Genomic DNA, 16,224 nt, shown 5'->3' on the forward strand with positions numbered 1-16,224 from the left:
CCCACTATCCGTGGTATCCCGATCACCTGAGGCCCTAGTGCCACGAGCCCATGTCTCCCTGTCTTCAGTTAGTGCCCAGGTGCCTTGTGCGGCACTTGGACGATCAATGATCGTTTCAGGGGTAGTCAGCGCTCGCCGCCTCTGCAAGCAGACGCACTCCACATGTGCGAGCGTCTCTGACTGATCACGTCCGGACGGAAATAGTAGGGGGAGAATTCTCGCATGCGTATGTACGCACGCTTCAGCATCGCGACCGCAATCGGAGTGGGCCTTCTCGCGACGAGTGTGCCCCAGGCCTCGGCCGCTGCGCCTCACACCGATTTCACCTGCAAGAGCCCCAAGGGCGACGTTGGCACTGTGCGCGTCTTCCATTCAAAGGACACCTTCAAGGTGACCAGCATGCACTACAAGATCAAGCTGGCCGGCCCAAAGCGTCACCACAACAACGTCTACGTACACGACTACAAAGCCGCGCCCGGCAAAACCGATGTCGTGAGCAAGACCGGCGACAATGGCAAGGGCGACAACAAGTGGCACAAGTTCAGGGAGAAGGACTACAGTCGCAGCAATAAGGCAAAGCTCTACGTGAAGTTCGATTTCGACCACTCGGGCGCTGACCCGCACTGCGACGACTTCGGTCCTCTGAAGAAGCGCTGACGTACGGCCCGCACACCGACGAGCCCTCGACCTTTCCGTAGGTCGAGGGCTCTCGCGCTTTCGGAGGCGCTCCCGGTCGTCCGATGACCGGCGCATCTGCGACACAATCGGCACATGTTGCACGGACGGGGGACGGAACGGGCGGCGATCGACGAGCTGGTGGCCGCCGTCCGCGCGGGAGCCAGCCGGGCGCTCGTGCTCCGCGGGGAGGCAGGCGTCGGCAAGTCGGCGCTGCTCGACCACGCCGCCGCTGGGGCGGGGATGCGGATGGTGCGGGCTACGGGGGCGGAGCCCGAGGCGAGCTTGGCCTTTGCCGCGCTGCACCAGCTGCTGTCGCCTGTCAGCGACCTGCTCGACGCGCTGCCCGAGCCCCAGCGCGACGCCGTGCGCGGTGCGCTCGGCCTTGCCGCCGCGCCGTCCGCCGACGCGCGGTTCCTTCTCTCGGCCGGGGTGTTGTCGCTGCTCACTGAGGCGGCTGTGGACGGCGGGCTGCTCTGCGTCATCGACGACTTCCAGTGGTTCGACCGTGCCTCGGCGGATGCGGTGCTGTTCGCGGCCCGGCGGCTGCGCGAGGAGGGCGTGGGCATGCTGCTCGCGGTCCGCGACCACACCGGCGTGCCCGTCCGCGACATCCCGGAGCTTCGTGTCGGTGGACTGGACGAGGCGAGCGCGGCGAAGCTGCTCGTTGAACGGGCGGCCGTCGCCCCGTCCGGGCCCGTGCTCGGCACGCTGGTCGCGTTGTGCGGAGGCAACCCGCTGGCGCTCGGCGAGGCGGCCGCATCGTTGACGACCGAGCAGCTCACAGGTCGTGCGCCGCTCCCCGATCCGCTGCCGGTCGGTTCCGGGATCAGCGAGGTCTTCGGCCGCCAGGCCGACGAACTGCCCGAGCTGACGCGGCGTGTTCTCCTGATCGCGGCGGCGGAGGGGTCGGGCGAGCTTGGACTGGTGTTGAACGCGGCGGAACGACTGGGCTGTGACGATCCGGCGGCGGCCCTGGCCCCGGCGGAGTCCGCCGGGCTGGTCATTGTCGCAGGAGCGTCGATCCGCTTCCGGCATCCGCTCGTGCGATCAGCGGTGTACGCGACGGCGGATTCCGTCCAGCGCCGGGCTGCGCACAATGCACTCGCCGGTGCCTTGGGCGGTGACCTCGATCGGCGGGCCTGGCACCGGGCCGCTGCCTCGGTCGGGCCGGATGAGACCGTCGCGGCCGAACTGGCAGCCTCGGCAGAACGAGCACGGGAACGGGGTGGCTACGCGGATGCGGGCGTCGCTCTGGCGCGGGCGGCCGAGCTCACACCCGATCGGGCGGTACGAGCCCGGCGGCTGACGGACGCGGCCACCGCCTCCTGGCTGGGCGGCCGACCTGGACAGGCTGAGACATGTCTCGCTGAAGCGCGCGAGCTGGCAGACGATCCGCGGCTCCTCGCCGAGCTGACCCAGTTGCGCGGCCGATTCGAGCTCCACTCCGGCGACGCGGCCGAGGCTCAGCGTGTGTTCACCGAGGGCGCCGAACGCGCCAAGGACACCGATCCCGGTCGTGCCCTGGAGATGCTGGCCGACGCCGCCGAAGCGGCCGGCAATGTCGGCGACCACGGGGCTCTCGCCGATATCGGACGCCGGGCGGCCTCGTTCGGCGGGGGCGATCCGTTCCTCCGGGCCATGCTGGTCGGCATCGGCGCGATGATCGAGGGCGATGCTGAGGGCGGTGTGCCGGTTCTGCGCGCGGCGCTGGCCACGGCCGACGGGCTCGACCAGGCCGCCCACCTGCTGTGGGCCTCCGCCGCGGCCGGTCAGCTGGGGGACATCGACGCCTCGGCCGGCTACATCATCCAGGCGGGTCGGGTCGCCCGCGTCTCGGGGATGACCGGTCAGTTCCCGGTCGTCCTGGAGTTCGTGGCGCGGGCCGAGCGCCTGAGCGGCCGTTTCACGCTGAGCGCGGCGATCAATGAGGAGGGGCTGGCGCTGGCCCGCGAGGCCGGATACACCAACTCCGCGGCTGCGCACCTGGCGAATCTCGCGGTGATCGCGGCCGTTCAGGGGCGCGCGGACGACTGCGAGCGGCAGGCGCGCGAGGCCCTCGCCATCGCCATTCCGCATCGGGTCGGGCTGCAGGCGAGCGTCGCCATGTACGCCCTCGGGCTCCTCGACCTGACCCTGGGGCGGTTCGCGGCGGCGCACGCCCGTTTCGAGTCGATGGTCAACGCCGGTCTGGGAGCCGCCCATCCGATCTCCACCTGGCGCTCCAGTCCGGACCGTATCGAGGCCGCGGTCGGCTGCGGTGAGCTCGACGCGGCCCGTTCGATCCTGACGTCGTACGGACGCTGGGCCGCCAACGCGCTGACTCCGCAGGCGCAGGCGCTGGTCGCACGCTGCCGAGCTCTCCTGGCCGGGGACGCCGACAAGGCGCTCGCGCAGTACGAGGAGGCGCTGCGTCTGCACGCCACAGACGGAGGCGCAGACAGAGGTTCGCCGTTCGAGGAAGCCCGTTCATCGCTCCTCTACGGAGAGCGGCTCCGCCGGAGCCACCGGGGAGGAGACGCGCGCGGCCCGCTTCGTACCGCCATGGAGACGTTCCAGCGACTCGGCCTCGACCCATGGGCCGAACGCGCCCACAACGAGCTGCGCGCCGCCGGCGAGTCGGTGGCCCGCCCAGAGCCGGTCGCCCTGAACGACCTCACCCCGCAGGAACTGCGCATCGCCCGCCTTGTGGCAGAGGGCGTGTCCAACCGCGAGGTGGCGGCCCGCCTGTTCCTGAGCCCGCGAACCGTCGAGTACCACCTCTACAAGATCTATCCGAAGCTCGGCATCTCCTCCCGCACCGAGCTCGCACGCCTGATCGACCACGGGGTCGGTGGAACCCAGTAGTCCTACGGATGGCACCGGTGTCGGCACCGGCCATGCTCGTCCTTGTCAGCAGGAACGGCCTGGTGAGAACCGCGAGAAGGAGCTGGACATGGCTGCCGAGCGCATGATCGTTAACGGGGACGTCGAGCTGTGGACCGAGGAGTTCGGCGACCCGGCCCACCCGCCGGTGCTGCTGGTGATGGGGTCGATGTCGCAGGGCGTGCTCTGGCCCGACGCGTTCGTCGGGCGGCTGGTCGCCGCCGGGCGCCGGGTCATCCGGTACGACCACCGGGACACCGGCAAGTCGAGCGCGATCGACTTCGAGACCACCCCGTACACCTGGGCCGACATCAGCGGCGACGCGCTCGCCGTACTGGACGGGTACGGCATCGACCAGGCCCACTTCGTGGGGCACTCCGCGGGCGGGCTGATCAGCCAGTGGATCGCCGTGGAGCACCCGGAGCGGGTCCTGTCCCTGACGGTCATCGGCTCCTCGCCGCTCGGCCGTGAGGAAGGGGCGAACCTCATGCGTGCCCTGATGGGCGAAGACCCGCTGCCGGACGCGCTCCCCTACCCGACTCCCGCGTTCATCGAGCACTTCTCCAAGGCGATGGCCAGCCCGCCGGGGCCCGACCGCCGGTCCCAGATCGACTTCGCCATCGAGACCGCCCGGGTGCTGCACGGCCCGGCGATCCCGTTCGACGAGGACGAGCAGCGACGGCTGGAGGAGAAGATCTTCGACCGGGATCGCGACCCCGCCACCGTCGGCAACCACCGGCTCGCCGCCATGGCCGACCCCGCGTTCGAGCCGGTCGGCGTCCTCGACCGGATCACCGCCCCCACGCTCGTCATCGAGGGCACGGAGGAGCCCGCCAAGCCAGGTCACGGCGAGCTCATCGCCGCCGCGATCCCGGGCGCGGAGCTCCTGATGATCGAGGGCATGGGCCACACGCTGCCGCCGCAGATCCACGCGCAGGTCGCCGACGCCATCCTCGCCCACACCCGAACACGCTGATCCGAAGCGGCGGCTGAGCGGGGTCAGGTCTTCGCTGGTTCCAGGCGGGACAGCTCGTTTCGGGATGCCACGCCCAGTTTGGGATAGGCCTTGTAGAGGTGGTAGCCGACGGTCCGGGGGCTGAGAAAGAGCTGGGCTCCGATCTCCCGGTTGCTCAGCCCCGCAGCGGCCAGCCGCACTACCTGCAGCTCCTGCGGTGTCAGCAGGGCGAGCACGTCCGAACGGTCGGGGATGGCGTCGCCCAGGCTTTCCCCGGCCGCACGCAGCTCGGTGCGCGTCCGCTCCGACCACTGGTCCGCACCCAGTCGTTCGAAGATCTCCAGGGCGGTGCGCAGGTGGCCGCGCGCCTCGTTGCGATGGCGGGAACGGCGCAGCCACTCGCCGTAGAGCAGCTCGGTACGGGCATGCTCGAACGGTGGGCCGCCCTGAAGATGCAGGTGAACGGCCTCCTCGTAGAGGGCTTCGGCTTTGTCGTCGGGAGCGAGCAACGCGGCGCACCGCGCGGCTATCGCGCGGGCCCATGGTTGCCCGGCCTGCATGGCCCAATCCTGGTGCCACCGTGCGGCTTCGTGGGCTCGTTCCGGCTGCCCCACCCGTACGGCCGCCTCCACGAGATCGGGGAGGGCGGCGATGACGCCCGCGCGGCTCGTCCCCGCCACGACACCGGCCAGGCGGTTCAGAGACGCCTCGTGACGGCCCAGCCCCAGGTCGAGCAGGCTGCGCGCGGTCGCGGCGTGCACGTTGCTGGGGGGCAGGCCGCGCGCGAGCGCCTCGGTCGTCAGCTCCTCGCAGCGCTGCTCGTCCCCCTGCATGGCCGCCAGCTGCGCCAAGGTCGTGGCCTGGTAGATCCGGATCCGGTGCTGCCCGGTGTCCGCCGCGATGCGCATGCCCTCCGTCGCGGTCGTGAGCGCGTCGCGGGTGTGGCCGAGCATGAGCTGCAACCGCGCCAGCGGCATCAGCACCAGCGAGAGCAGGCCCAGGGCCCCCTCCCTGCGATAGCGGCGTTCCAGCTCGGCCGCCGCTTCGAGACCGCCGTCCAGATCACCGATCATCAGATGCCACATCACGGTCCGGACGGCGTCGCGCGGGCCGAGGCAGTCGTTCCTGCTCCCCATCAGCTCGCGCAGGGCCGCCACCCCGTCGGCGGTGTCGCCGTGCCCGCCCGGATTGAGCCCGGCGAACGCCCTGGCCAGGGCGCGGACGAGCGAGGCGTTCGGCACCCCGAGCTCCTCCGCGCGCGCCGCGGTGCGGTCGAGGAGAGCGAAGTCGCCCGCGTTCGCGGCGGCCGAACCCGCCTGGAAGAAGAGGTAGCCCGCGGTCTGCGCGTTGAGGCCGACGACCGACTCGGCGGTGCCGCTCAGCAGCCGATGGGCCTCCTTCGTCCGGTCCTGCTCGTCCGCCAGCCCGGCCCGCAGCAGGACCAGATCCGCGCGTGCGAGCGGGTCGGTCACGTCGGCCGTGGCACGTTCGGCCAGTGAGATCGCCTGTTCGGACATCCCCGCGTCGGCAGCCGCCTTGGCCGCCACCGACAGCCGCCGGCCGCGCTCCCCGGGATCCGGCGAGAGCATGGCCGCACGTTCGTACATCGCGGCCACGGAGGCATGGCCGCCACCGTCACGTTCGAGCTCGGCGGTCTCCTCCAGCACGGCGGCGGTCTTCTCGTCCAGCCCGGTCGTGGCGCTCGCGAGGTGCCACGCGAAGTGGCACCGGTCGCCTCCCGCGCGGTAGACCTCGGCAAGAGCGCTGTGCGCGCTCAAGCGACGGCTCAGCGTCGCCTCCCCGTACACGGCGGTCCGGATCAACGGGTGGCGGAACTCCAGCCTGCCCTCGCCGGTGCGCACCAGCCGGTCGCGCTCGGCCGGTTCGAGATCGGCGACCGAGGCGCCGAACCGCTCCGCCGCCGGGAGGATCATCGACAGATCACCCTGGTCGTCGATGGCGGCCATCAAGACCAGGAGCTGAGTCTGCTCGGGGAGCGCCGCGACACGGTCAGCGAAGGTCCGCTGCAGTCTGGTGTACGTCGTGGACGGCTCAGCGGACGCGTGGGCCGTGGGCAGCTCCAGCAGTGCCAGAGGATTGCCCATCGCCGCGACGAGGATCTCGCTTTGAACGTGCCCGGGCAGCTCAGCGGCACGGGCATTGAGAAGGTCGGCGGCCGCGTCCTTGTCCAGCGCTCCCACCCGTAGCTCGGGCAGGCCCTCCGCGGTGAACTCCGGCGCGTCCGGATCACGCACCGCGAGCAGCAGGACGATCGCCTCCGCCTCCAGCCGGCGCGCCACGAACAGCAGGGCCTCGGCGGTGGCGGGGTCGAGCCAATGGGCGTCGTCGATCAGGCACAGCAGCGGCCGTTCCTCGGCGAGGTCCGACAACAGCGTCAGCACCGCCAGACCGACCAGAAACCGGTCGCCGCGCGTCTCGTCGCCGGTCCCGAGATTCAGGGCGCCCCTCAGCGCCCGCGCCTGCCCCTCCGGAAGGGCGTCGATCCGATCGAGATACTTGCGCAAGAGAAGATGCAGTCCCGCGTAGGGCATCCCGCTCTCACGCTCGATGCCCGTGCCGCGCAACACCCGCATGTCGGTGGCCGCACCCTCCGCGACCTCCAGCAGAGCCGATTTGCCGATCCCGGCCTCGCCCCGCAGGACCAGGACACCGCTCCGGCCTGAACGGGCGCGCTGGAGCAGGCGCTCGATCGTCGACTGCTCCGCATCACGCCCGTAAAGCCGCATGTCCGCAACCCTACTCATCCCGCGCGAACGCGACCCTTCGTCCCTGCCAGCGCCGCGAAGAGGACCTCCTCCGACTGCGCACCGGCCAATTCCCTTCCGTCGACGAGAAAGACAGGAATTCCCCGCACCCCTAGCCCGCGGACCCTCCCAAGCTCGGCCCGCAGTTTCTCGGCGCCCTCATCGCTCCAGGTCACGCCGACCTCCTCGGCCAGGGAACGCAGCACATCGACATCCCCGACGTTCAGCTCGTCGGTGTGGTGCGCGCGGAACAGCCGTTCCACCATTTCCTCGCCCTTGCCCTGCGCACTCGCCACCGCGATCAGCCGATGCGCCTCGAAGGTGTTGGAGTAGATGGCCCGCTCGTGCCGGAACACCAGCCCCTCCTCCGCGGCCTTGGCGGTGATCCCCGTGATGGCGTCCGCGGTGCCGTCCCCGAACGACCGGCGCAGCACGTCCACCTTGAACTCGCCCTCCGGCGTCGCCTCCGGGGCGAGCTGGAAGGGCAGGAATCCCACCTCCAGCTCTCCACCGGCCTCCCGCACCCGCGCCGCGACCCGCTGGAACCGGTTGAACGCGAAGTACGACCAGACGCACGGCACATCCAGAATGATCTCAACCTTCACGACGCGCTCCCCTCGAAGATCGGAGGCCGCCCGGAGAACCAGACCGGCCGCACGTCGAGCCGCCGGAACCTCCACCCTTCCCCGGAACGCACGACCTCTCCCTGGAAGATCCCCCCGACATCGAAATGCCCGCCGAGCTCCTCCCGCGTGGCCTCCGCGAACCCCACCAACCCGGTGCTCTTGTCCAGAGGCGTCGAGACCGAGACGTCCTCGGTGTGAAAGGCGGCCGCCCACTCCTCATCGATCACGGCCTCATCCAGGCTGAGCATGTACCGATCGATCAGCTCAGTGATCCGAACCCGGTCCACGAACGTTTCCAACTGTGTGGTGGCGAGGGCCATCGTTCCGTCCTTCCAGTGCCGACTGTTCAACATGGAAGACGTTACGAACGCTCCCCTGGCCTCGGCATCTGTCACCTGACTGGTCAGGAGTCGAGAAGCGCTGCCTGGCTCCCGGGCGATTCCTGTTTAACAATCTTTGTGTGGCGGTACGGAGCGTGCACGGTTAGCTACTCTTCGTATCGGTTCTTCGGGAGGGTGTTGTGACGCTTCAAGATCGGCCGGCGGCTGGGCCGGGGGACGCCACGGTTCCGCTTGCGCTGTGCGTGCCGGGTGTCGACATCGAGGCACTCACGCCGGATCGGTTGCTCCTGGGGCGGCGCGACGCGCCCGAGCACGGGTGGCGGCGGACGGTCTACATGCTCTCGCGGGGGCGGGTGCATCCGCCCGAGTCGGCCGGCGTGTCACGGCGGCGGGAGCTGATCGCGCGGGTTCGCACGCCGGTCGCCGGCGGTCACCACCGGGTGGCGGTGCTCAGCCTCAAGGGGGGTGTGGGCAAGACGACCACGGCGGTCGGGCTGGGGACGGCGCTCGCGGCGGTACGGGGAGACCGGATCATCGCCATGGACGCCAATCCCGACCACGGCACGCTGTCGGAAAAGGTGCGGGTGGAGACGTCCGCCTCCGTGCGGGACCTGCTCCAGATGGCGGCTCAGCAGACGCCGCGCTATGCCGATGTCCGCGCGTTCACCTCCCAGTCGGTCAGCAGCAGGCTGGAGATCCTTGCGTCGTCGCGGGATCCCGAGCTGTCCGAGGCGTTCACCGATGAGGACTACCGGGCCGTCGCGAGCCTGCTGGAGAACTACTACTCGATCTGCGTCACCGACTGCGGCACCGGGCTCCTGCACTCGGCGATGGGGGCGGTGCTCGAACTGGCCGACCAGATCGTGCTGGTGACCATCCCGTCGGTCGCCGCGGCGCGGTCGGCGAGCGCGACGCTGGACTGGCTGGAGGCGCACGGTCGCGGCCATCTCGCCCGGTCGGCGACGGTCGCCCTGTCCAGCATCCGGCCAGGGGGCGGCGCCGGGGTCGATGTGGACGCTCTCCGCGCGCACTTCGACAAGCGGTGCCGGGCCGTGGTGGACGTGCCGTTCGACCCCCATCTCGCGGAGGACGCGGAGGTCGATCTCGATCTGCTCGCTCCCGCGACGCGGGACGCGTTCCTCGTGCTCGCCGCCACCGTGGGGGACGGCTTCGGCGGGTAGGCTCGCGGGCGTGGACGATGGACTGGACGTCGAGTCCGGCATCCGCGCGCTGCTGCTCCTCATGCCCCGGGTGGTCGGCCGCGCGAAGAAGCTCGGCGTGCCCAAGGAGCTCGCGTCGTTCTCCCTGGCGCCGCGGCATCTCTCGCTGCTCGCCTACCTGCTCTTCGACGGCGCCATGACGGTGAACGAGCTGGCGGCGCGGCTGGAGGTCACCCCGGCGACCGTCAGCCTGATGGTCGGCGAGCTGAGCCGCCAGGGCATCCTCGACCGCCGGACGGACGAGGACGACCGGCGCCGGGCGATCGTGAGCATCGCCCCGGCCCACGAGGCGGCGATCAAGGAATGGCTCGGGCAGGGCGCCGAGGCGTGGCGCCGTGCGCTCGACCCGCTGACGCCCGAGCAGCGGAGGCTGTTCGTCGACACCCTCCTCGCGTACGAGCGGGCGCTCGACGGTTGATTGTCCTGCGCCTCCGCGGGCAGGAGAGGGCCATGGAGAAGAAGGATCAAGCCAAGCCCCTGGCCGACCGCCGCGCCGAGGCCGAAGCGCCTCAGGAGGACGCCGAGCCCGATTTCGGTGACGAGCACTCGCCGGGCCCGACGGACCCACCCAACGCCACGGCGGACGCGCCCGGTGGCGAGGACGAGGGCTACAGCCCGCAGACCGAGATCCCGAAGGGACCATGAGACCTGGGAGAACGCGGATCCGCGTTCTCCCAGGTCCGTCAGCGTTCTCCCAGGCCCGTCAGGCAGATCCTCTCAGGCAGGTCCCTCAGGGTGTCGGCTTGAGCGGGTCGTGGCCTACGGTCATCAGCTCCCGCCGCCAGTGGTCGTCCTGTTCGGCACCGGCGGGGCTGCCGTCCAGCTTGTCCTCGACGAAGTCCACGACCTGCCGCATGGTCTCGGTGTCGGCGGCCGTGAGATCGACCTTGCGTTTGCGAAGCACCTCGATCACCCGGGTGCCGAGCTCCGGCAGCTTCAGGTCCGGATCGGCGGGGAGCGCGTCTTCGCCCGAGGCGTCCGTGAGGAGCCAGGTCCGCAGTTCGTCCGAAGTCATGTTCACGATCTGGTGGAACTCCTCCCAGAGGAGCTCCGTTTCGCCAGGGATCCGTTCCTTCATTCCCGCCCCCTACCCGAGGGTGGCCGGGCCATTCGCACCCGAGGGTGGCCGGGCCATTCGCGCCGATGCTCCGGGGGCAAAGTTAACAAGCGGACTGGACGGGAACGTGCAGCCTATGGACCATTCGGAGACTCCGGTACTGGACGCGCTCGCCGCCTACCACAGGCGGGGCGACACCCCGTTCACCCCGCCCGGGCACAAGCAGGGACGGGGGGCCGATCCCCGCGTCCGGGAGATTCTCGGTGACGCGGTCTTCACCCATGACGCTCTGGCCGTCTCCGGGCTGGACGACCGGCGGTCCACGCACAGGGTGCTGGAACGGGCGCAGGAACTGATGGCCGACGCCGTGCACGCGGAGAGGACGTTCTTTTCGACCTGCGGCAGTTCACTGTCGGTCAAGTCGGCCATGTTGTCGGTCGCCGGCCCCGGCGAGAAGCTGCTCATCGGCCGCGACGCGCACAAGTCGGTGATCTCGGGGCTGATCATCAGCGGGGTGCGGCCGATCTGGGTCGAGCCCAGCTGGGACGCCGAGCGCAACGTGGCGCATCCGCCGTCGCCTGAGGCGTTCGCACGGCGGTTCGAGCAGCACCCGGACGTCCGGGGCGCACTGGTGACCAGTCCCACACCGTACGGCACCTGCGCGAACCTGGCCGAGATCGCCGAGATCTGCCACCGGTACGGCAAACCGCTGATCGTGGACGAGGCGTGGGGCGCGCACCTGCCGTTCCATCCCGATCTGCCGTCGTGGGCCATGGACGCGGGCGCGGACGTCTGCGTGACCAGCGTCCACAAGATGGGAAGCGGCCTGGAGCAGGGCTCGGTCTTCCACCAGCAGGGAGACCTGGTCGATCCGACCGTCCTGAAGGCGCGCGAGGACCTGCTCGGCACCACGAGCCCGTCCGTGCTGCTGTACGCGGGCCTGGACGGCTGGCGGCGCCAGATGGTCGAGCAGGGTCACGAGCTGCTGCAGGCGGCGCTGGACCTGGCCGCCGACGTGCGTCAGGAGATCGAAGGCCTGCCCGGCATGCACGTTGACCGGGACGAGTTCGTCGCCCCCGGGAAGGCGTACGACCTGGATCCGCTGCAAGTGATCATCGATATCTCCGAGCTCGGCGTGCTCGGCTACCGGGCGGCGGACTGGATCCGCGAGCACCACCACGTCAACCTGCACCTGTCCGACCACCGGCGCATCAGCGCCCAGCTGACGTACGCCGACGACAAGGACACGGCCGCCACGCTGCTGACGGCGTTGCGGGACCTGACCGACCACGCGGACGAGCTGCGCGGCGGGCCCAAAGTGAAGGTCGCCGATCCCGACGAGCTGCAGCTCGAACTGGTCGTCCTGCCCCGCGACGCCTTCTTCGGGCCCGCCGAGCAGGTGCCCGCCGACAAGGCCGTCGGCCGGGTCAGCGCCGAGATGCTGACGCCCTACCCGCCGGGCATCCCGGCTGTCCTGCCCGGCGAACGCATCACCGAGCCCGTTCTGGACTACCTGCGGAGCGGCGTGGCCGCCGGAATGGTCGTGCCGGACGCCGCCGACCCGGAGCTGGGCGGCGTCCGCGCGTACATCGAGACCTGATCCCTCGGCATCCCCCCGGGTTAAGCGGGTAAGAGGCGGCAACGCGGCAAGGAGGTGGGTCCGATGGCTGAGAAGGCGACAACCGGCAAGGAGAAGGCAGCCCGCGATGAGGCGGCCGAGAAGAGCACGCGGCGCTCTGAGGAGCCCAGCGAGGGGCCGGCGCAGATCGGCCTGCGCGGCTGGTGGGGCGTCAGCAAGCGGACCGTTGCGGAGTTCCAGAAGGACAATCTCGTCGACTGGGCCGCAGCGCTGACCTACTACGGGATCCTTTCGGTCTTCCCTGCCCTCATCGTTGTCGTCTCACTGGTCGGGATGTCCGGTGTCTCCGGTACCCAGACGCTTGTGGACAACGTGCGGCAGCTCGCCCCGAGCCAGGCCCGGGACACCGTGATCAGCATCATCCAGAGCCTGCAGGGCACCGCGCCGACGGCGAGCGTCTTCGCCGCGATCGGCCTGGTCGTGGCGCTGTGGTCGGCGTCGAAGTACGTCGCGGCGTTCATCCGGGCGGTCAACGCGATCTACGAGATGCCCGAGGGGCGGCCGCTGTGGAAGCTGGCGCCGCTGCGACTCGCGCTGACGCTCACCATGGTCGTGCTCCTCGGCGCCAGCGCGCTCGCGGTCACGTTCACGGGCCGGTTCGCCGAGTGGGCGGGCGATCTGTTCGGGCTGGGCTCGGCCTTCGTCACGATCTGGGGCATCGTCAAGTGGCCGGTGATCCTGCTGGTGGTGATGGTGGCCATCGCGACGCTCTACTGGGCGGCGCCGAACGTGCGGCAGCCAGGATGGCGCTGGATCACGCCGGGCAGCGCGTTCGCGATCCTGGCGTGGATCGCCGCCTCCGGGGTCTTCGCCCTGTACGTGGCGAACTTCGGCTCGTACAACAAGACCTACGGCGCGCTCGCGGCGGTCGTCATCTTCCTCGTCTGGATGTGGGTGTCGAACGTGGCGATCCTGCTGGGCGCCGAGCTCGACGCCGAGCTGGTGCGGGCGCGGCGTATCGAGGAGGGCGTGCCGGAGGACGCCGTCCCCTACGCGGAACCGCGCGACACCCGCAAGATCGATGACACGAACGGCCGTGAAGGTGGCCTGGGCAAGCTCTAGCGCACCTGTTCGGCCGCTCTACCGGCTCTGGATGGTGGCGGCCAGTTCGTCCAGCAGGCGGGCCGCGACCTCGGCCGCGGGGGCTTCGGTGGCGAGGCGGAACGATTCGCCGGCCCAGAGGTTGACCACGTCGGCGTCTCCGCGCGCCGCCGCGGCCCTGCGCAGGGGGGCGGTCATGTAGTGGACGTCCGGGTACGCAGCCGGCGCGAACGGCGAATGTTCGACCAGGAACCGGTTGACCAGCCCGCGTGCGGAACGGCCACTGAAAGCCCTGGTCATCGCGGTCTCGGTGAACCTCTCATCGGCCAGCGCGGCCTTGTGCACGGCGCTCGCGCCGCTCTCCGGGCAACGCAGGAAGGCGGTGCCGAGCTGCGCCGCGTCCGCCCCGAGCGCAAGGACCTCGGCGATGTGCGCGCCCGTCGCCAGCCCGCCCGCGGCGAGCAGCGGCAGGCCGGTCGCCTGCCGTACGGCCGGCAGCAACTCCCGGAGCGGCGTGCCCTCGGCACCGGTGAACGTGCCGCTGTGCCCTCCGGCCTCCTTCCCCTGAACGCACAGCGCACCGGCCCCCGCAGCCGCCGCCGTGCGCGCCTCGGCCACCGAGGTCACCGTGACGATGGTGACCGTGCCCTTCTCACCGAACGCCCTGAGCACCTCGGGCTCCGGGCAGCCGAAGGTGAAGCCGACGAGCGCCGGCGGATCGGCCAGCAGATCGGCGACCTTGGCGTCCCAGTCGTCGGAACGATCACCGGCCCCTCCGAGCTCGATCCCCAGGCGTTCGGCTTCGGGCGCGAGCCGCTCCCGGTAGGCCGCGACCGCCGCCTCGTCAGCACGATCGTGCGAGGGCATGAAGAGGTTCATCCCGAACGGACGGGAGGTGGCCTTCCGCGTCTCCTCGATCTCCTCGCGCATCCGCGCCGCGGGCTTGTACCCGGCGGCCAGGAAGCCGGTGACACCGGCCTCGGACACGGCCGCCACCAGCGCCGGGGTCGATCCACCACCCGCCATCGGCGCCTGTACGAGGGGACTCGCCAGCACTTCGGACAGCTCGGGTACGCCGAACATCTCGTTCACGCGTCCAGTGTCTCCGATGGAGTGGCCGCCACCCGGAACCGGTCCGCCAGGACGCGCAGGTGGTCGGCGAGCGCTGCGGGCTCGATCACGCTGAACCCGAAGCCGAGACTCCCCAGGAACGAGGCGAGGTCGTGGATGTCGTCCGCCCCGGTGATGAACAGGCAGGAGGTCTCATCGATGGCCTCCAGCATCCCCGCCTCGGGTGGAAGCCGTTCCGAAGCGACCGCAAGTGAGACGTGGAGCCTGATCCGCGCCTGGTGACTCCTGGCTCTCGAGCTCACGCCCCGCATGACGTACGCGGCGGCATCGCCCTCGGGCGGCTCGCGCGGCGTGAACCGCGGGCCGTTCGGCGTCCGCAGCCGCATCCTGTCCACCCGGAACGTCCGCCAGTCCTTCCGGTCGGTGTCCCAGGCGGCCAGGTACCACCGGCGGCCGGTGTAGACGAGACGGTGCGGCTCGGCGGCGCGTACGGTCGGCGCTCCGTCCTGATTCAGATAGTCGAAGCGCAGGGTCTCGTGATCGCGTACGGCCGCGGCGATACCCGTGAGGGCCGCCGCGTCCACGCCGGGACCGCGCCTCGCCACCGACACCGTGGCCGCCTGCAGCGAGCTCAGCCGGCGTCGCAGCCGCGACGGCAGCATGCTTTCAAGCTTGGCGAGCGCACGGACCGAGGTCTCCTCCAGCCCCTCGACCGTTCCGGACGCGCTCGTGCTCAGCGCGACGGCGACCGCGACGGCCTCCTCGTCGTCGAGCAGCAGCGGCGGGAGCTGCGCGCCCGCACCCAGCCGGTAGCCGCCGGCGGTGCCGGTCGTGGAATGCACCTGGTAGCCGAGGATGCGCAGCCGCTCCATGTCGTTGCGCACGGTGCGGGTCGTCACCTCCAGCCGTTCGGCGAGCTCGGCACCCGACCACTCACGCCGGGCCTGGAGCAGCGAGAGGAGCTTCAGCAGCCGCACGGACGTCTCCAGCATGGAGCAATCCTCTCGCAGAGTGCGTGGCCTGGGCGTTCACCAAGATTGGCAAGATGGGGCGTATGCGAATCCTGCTGCACTACGACATGGACTACAGCGAGCCTGGCCTGGACGTGGTGAGCTGTCCTGAGGAGGACGACGAGCGGCTGTACGAGCTGCTGTCCGAGGCTGAAGTCCTCTGGCACGTCCTGCGGCCGTTCACCGCCGCCGACATGGACCGGGCCCCGAAGCTGAAGCTGATCCAGAAGCTCGGCAGCGGAGTGAACACCATCGACTTGGATGCGGCAGAGGAACGCGGGATCGCCGTGGCGAACATGCCCGGCCAGAACGCGCAAGCCGTCGCGGAGACCTCGCTGCTGCTGATGCTGGCGACGCTGCGGCGGGTGGTCACGTTCGACCGCCTCACCCGGGAGGGCCGGGGCTGGCCCGCCAACCCCGGGCTGGTCGGGGGTGAGATCGCGGGCCGTACGGTCGGGCTGCTCGGCGGCGGGGAGATCGCCGGGCTGCTGCGCGGCATGCTGGAGGCGATGGGCGCGGAGGTCCTCTTCACCTCGCGGACGCCGCGGCCCGACGATCCCGCCTGGCGCGAGCTGGACGACCTGCTGCGGGCCAGCGACATCGTCTCGGTGCACATCCCGCTGACCGGCGAGACCCGCCATCTGCTGGACGAACGCCGGCTCGCACTGCTCCCGCCCGGGGCCGTCATCGTCAACACCGCGCGCGGCGCCGTGATCGACGAGGCCGCCCTGGTCGAGGCGCTGACCTCGGGCCACCTCGGCGGCGCCGGGCTCGACGTGTTCGAGGAGGAGCCGGTCAAGGCGACCAATCCGCTGCTCTCCCTGGACAACGTGGTCGTCATGCCGCACGTGGCCTGGGTGACGACCGAGACATGGCAGCGTTACTTCACCGTGGCGACCGAGAACGTCCGCCGCCTGGCCGCCGGCGAGGAGCTCCTCCACCGCGTGCGCTGACCAGTG

General features: G+C 70.5%; 15 protein-coding genes. 9 read left to right on the forward strand and 6 right to left on the reverse strand.

The features are described 5' to 3' along the window. Positions 1 to 222: 222 nt before the first annotated feature. The 3 genes from F8566_RS08125 (at position 223) to F8566_RS08135 (ending at position 4,516) form a co-directional block, all read left to right on the forward strand. The gene (locus tag F8566_RS08125) at positions 223 to 657 is read left to right on the forward strand and encodes a hypothetical protein (RefSeq protein WP_151559310.1); all 435 of its coding nucleotides are present in this window, start codon (positions 223 to 225) and stop codon (positions 655 to 657) included. 114 nt (positions 658 to 771) lie between these two features. Next, complete coding sequence (locus F8566_RS08130) at positions 772 to 3,522, forward strand: helix-turn-helix transcriptional regulator (protein ID WP_151559311.1); 2,751 nt, start codon at positions 772 to 774, stop codon at positions 3,520 to 3,522. A gap of 88 nt (positions 3,523 to 3,610) precedes the next feature. Beyond that, positions 3,611 to 4,516, forward strand: a complete 906-nt coding sequence (locus F8566_RS08135; RefSeq protein WP_151559312.1) for an alpha/beta fold hydrolase — start codon at positions 3,611 to 3,613, stop codon at positions 4,514 to 4,516. A 23-nt stretch (positions 4,517 to 4,539) separates the two neighbouring features. On the opposite strand, the gene F8566_RS08140 is transcribed toward F8566_RS08135, so the two are convergent. The 3 genes from F8566_RS08140 to F8566_RS49695 are packed head-to-tail and all read right to left on the reverse strand — an operon-like array spanning position 4,540 to position 8,206. Further along, positions 4,540 to 7,242, reverse strand: a complete 2,703-nt coding sequence (locus F8566_RS08140; protein WP_151559313.1) for a LuxR family transcriptional regulator — start codon at positions 7,240 to 7,242, stop codon at positions 4,540 to 4,542. Between the two features lie 14 nt (positions 7,243 to 7,256). Continuing rightward, on the reverse strand, positions 7,257 to 7,865 hold the full coding sequence (locus F8566_RS08145) for a DsbA family oxidoreductase (protein ID WP_192809572.1): 609 nt from the start codon (positions 7,863 to 7,865) through the stop codon (positions 7,257 to 7,259). After that, positions 7,862 to 8,206 (reverse strand): nuclear transport factor 2 family protein, encoded by a 345-nt coding sequence (locus F8566_RS49695; protein WP_192809573.1) that lies wholly within the window; start codon positions 8,204 to 8,206, stop codon positions 7,862 to 7,864. The genes F8566_RS08145 and F8566_RS49695 overlap by 4 nt, the downstream gene beginning before the upstream one ends. Positions 8,207 to 8,406: 200 nt before the next feature. Between F8566_RS49695 and F8566_RS08150 the strand changes: the two genes are divergently transcribed. Genes F8566_RS08150 through F8566_RS08160 form a run of 3 tightly spaced genes read left to right on the forward strand, consistent with a single transcriptional unit; the run spans position 8,407 to position 10,092 of the window. After that, positions 8,407 to 9,408, forward strand: a complete 1,002-nt coding sequence (locus tag F8566_RS08150; protein WP_225992956.1) for a nucleotide-binding protein — start codon at positions 8,407 to 8,409, stop codon at positions 9,406 to 9,408. Between the two features lie 10 nt (positions 9,409 to 9,418). Further along, positions 9,419 to 9,865: a MarR family winged helix-turn-helix transcriptional regulator gene (locus F8566_RS08155; protein WP_225992957.1), complete on the forward strand. Its 447-nt coding sequence runs from the start codon at positions 9,419 to 9,421 to the stop codon at positions 9,863 to 9,865. 32 nt (positions 9,866 to 9,897) lie between these two features. Then, entirely contained in the window at positions 9,898 to 10,092 is a 195-nt protein-coding gene (locus F8566_RS08160) for a hypothetical protein (RefSeq protein ID WP_151559315.1), read from the forward strand. Positions 10,093 to 10,177: 85 nt separating this feature from the next. Here F8566_RS08160 and F8566_RS08165 read toward each other — a convergent pair whose 3' ends face one another. Beyond that, complete coding sequence (locus tag F8566_RS08165; protein WP_151559316.1) at positions 10,178 to 10,525, reverse strand: DUF3140 domain-containing protein; 348 nt, start codon at positions 10,523 to 10,525, stop codon at positions 10,178 to 10,180. A 115-nt stretch (positions 10,526 to 10,640) separates the two neighbouring features. Here F8566_RS08165 and F8566_RS52600 point away from each other — a divergent pair, with 115 nt between their 5' ends. After that, positions 10,641 to 12,104, forward strand: a complete 1,464-nt coding sequence (locus F8566_RS52600) for an aminotransferase class I/II-fold pyridoxal phosphate-dependent enzyme (protein WP_151559317.1) — start codon at positions 10,641 to 10,643, stop codon at positions 12,102 to 12,104. Between the two features lie 63 nt (positions 12,105 to 12,167). Then, the gene (locus F8566_RS08175; RefSeq protein ID WP_151559318.1) at positions 12,168 to 13,205 is read left to right on the forward strand and encodes a YihY/virulence factor BrkB family protein; all 1,038 of its coding nucleotides are present in this window, start codon (positions 12,168 to 12,170) and stop codon (positions 13,203 to 13,205) included. A gap of 18 nt (positions 13,206 to 13,223) precedes the next feature. On the opposite strand, the gene F8566_RS08180 is transcribed toward F8566_RS08175, so the two are convergent. Further along, complete coding sequence (locus F8566_RS08180) at positions 13,224 to 14,267, reverse strand: nitronate monooxygenase (RefSeq protein WP_151559522.1); 1,044 nt, start codon at positions 14,265 to 14,267, stop codon at positions 13,224 to 13,226. 5 nt (positions 14,268 to 14,272) lie between these two features. After that, positions 14,273 to 15,247 (reverse strand): helix-turn-helix transcriptional regulator, encoded by a 975-nt coding sequence (locus F8566_RS08185; RefSeq protein ID WP_151559319.1) that lies wholly within the window; start codon positions 15,245 to 15,247, stop codon positions 14,273 to 14,275. A 62-nt stretch (positions 15,248 to 15,309) separates the two neighbouring features. On the opposite strand from F8566_RS08185, the gene F8566_RS08190 reads away from it, so the two are divergent. Beyond that, positions 15,310 to 16,218 (forward strand): NAD(P)-dependent oxidoreductase, encoded by a 909-nt coding sequence (locus tag F8566_RS08190; RefSeq protein ID WP_151559320.1) that lies wholly within the window; start codon positions 15,310 to 15,312, stop codon positions 16,216 to 16,218. The last annotated feature ends 6 nt before the right edge of the window (positions 16,219 to 16,224 follow it).

It is taken from the genome of Actinomadura rudentiformis (assembly GCF_008923185.1).
GTDB lineage: Bacteria > Actinomycetota > Actinomycetes > Streptosporangiales > Streptosporangiaceae > Spirillospora > Spirillospora rudentiformis.

What these genes read in the sequence shown, in the direction of transcription:
- F8566_RS08125 (WP_151559310.1), top strand. Translation starts at nt 223, where the DNA reads ATGCGTATGTACGCACGCTTCAGCATCGCGACCGCAATCGGAGTGGGC.
- F8566_RS08130 (WP_151559311.1), top strand. Translation starts at nt 772, where the DNA reads ATGTTGCACGGACGGGGGACGGAACGGGCGGCGATCGACGAGCTGGTG.
- F8566_RS08135 (WP_151559312.1), top strand. Translation starts at nt 3,611, where the DNA reads ATGGCTGCCGAGCGCATGATCGTTAACGGGGACGTCGAGCTGTGGACC.
- F8566_RS08140 (WP_151559313.1), bottom strand. Translation starts at nt 7,242, where the DNA reads ATGCGGCTTTACGGGCGTGATGCGGAGCAGTCGACGATCGAGCGCCTG.
- F8566_RS49695 (WP_192809573.1), bottom strand. Translation starts at nt 8,206, where the DNA reads ATGGCCCTCGCCACCACACAGTTGGAAACGTTCGTGGACCGGGTTCGG.
- F8566_RS08160 (WP_151559315.1), top strand. Translation starts at nt 9,898, where the DNA reads ATGGAGAAGAAGGATCAAGCCAAGCCCCTGGCCGACCGCCGCGCCGAG.
- F8566_RS08165 (WP_151559316.1), bottom strand. Translation starts at nt 10,525, where the DNA reads ATGAAGGAACGGATCCCTGGCGAAACGGAGCTCCTCTGGGAGGAGTTC.
- F8566_RS52600 (WP_151559317.1), top strand. Translation starts at nt 10,641, where the DNA reads ATGGACCATTCGGAGACTCCGGTACTGGACGCGCTCGCCGCCTACCAC.
- F8566_RS08175 (WP_151559318.1), top strand. Translation starts at nt 12,168, where the DNA reads ATGGCTGAGAAGGCGACAACCGGCAAGGAGAAGGCAGCCCGCGATGAG.
- F8566_RS08180 (WP_151559522.1), bottom strand. Translation starts at nt 14,267, where the DNA reads ATGTTCGGCGTACCCGAGCTGTCCGAAGTGCTGGCGAGTCCCCTCGTA.
- F8566_RS08185 (WP_151559319.1), bottom strand. Translation starts at nt 15,247, where the DNA reads ATGCTGGAGACGTCCGTGCGGCTGCTGAAGCTCCTCTCGCTGCTCCAG.
- F8566_RS08190 (WP_151559320.1), top strand. Translation starts at nt 15,310, where the DNA reads ATGCGAATCCTGCTGCACTACGACATGGACTACAGCGAGCCTGGCCTG.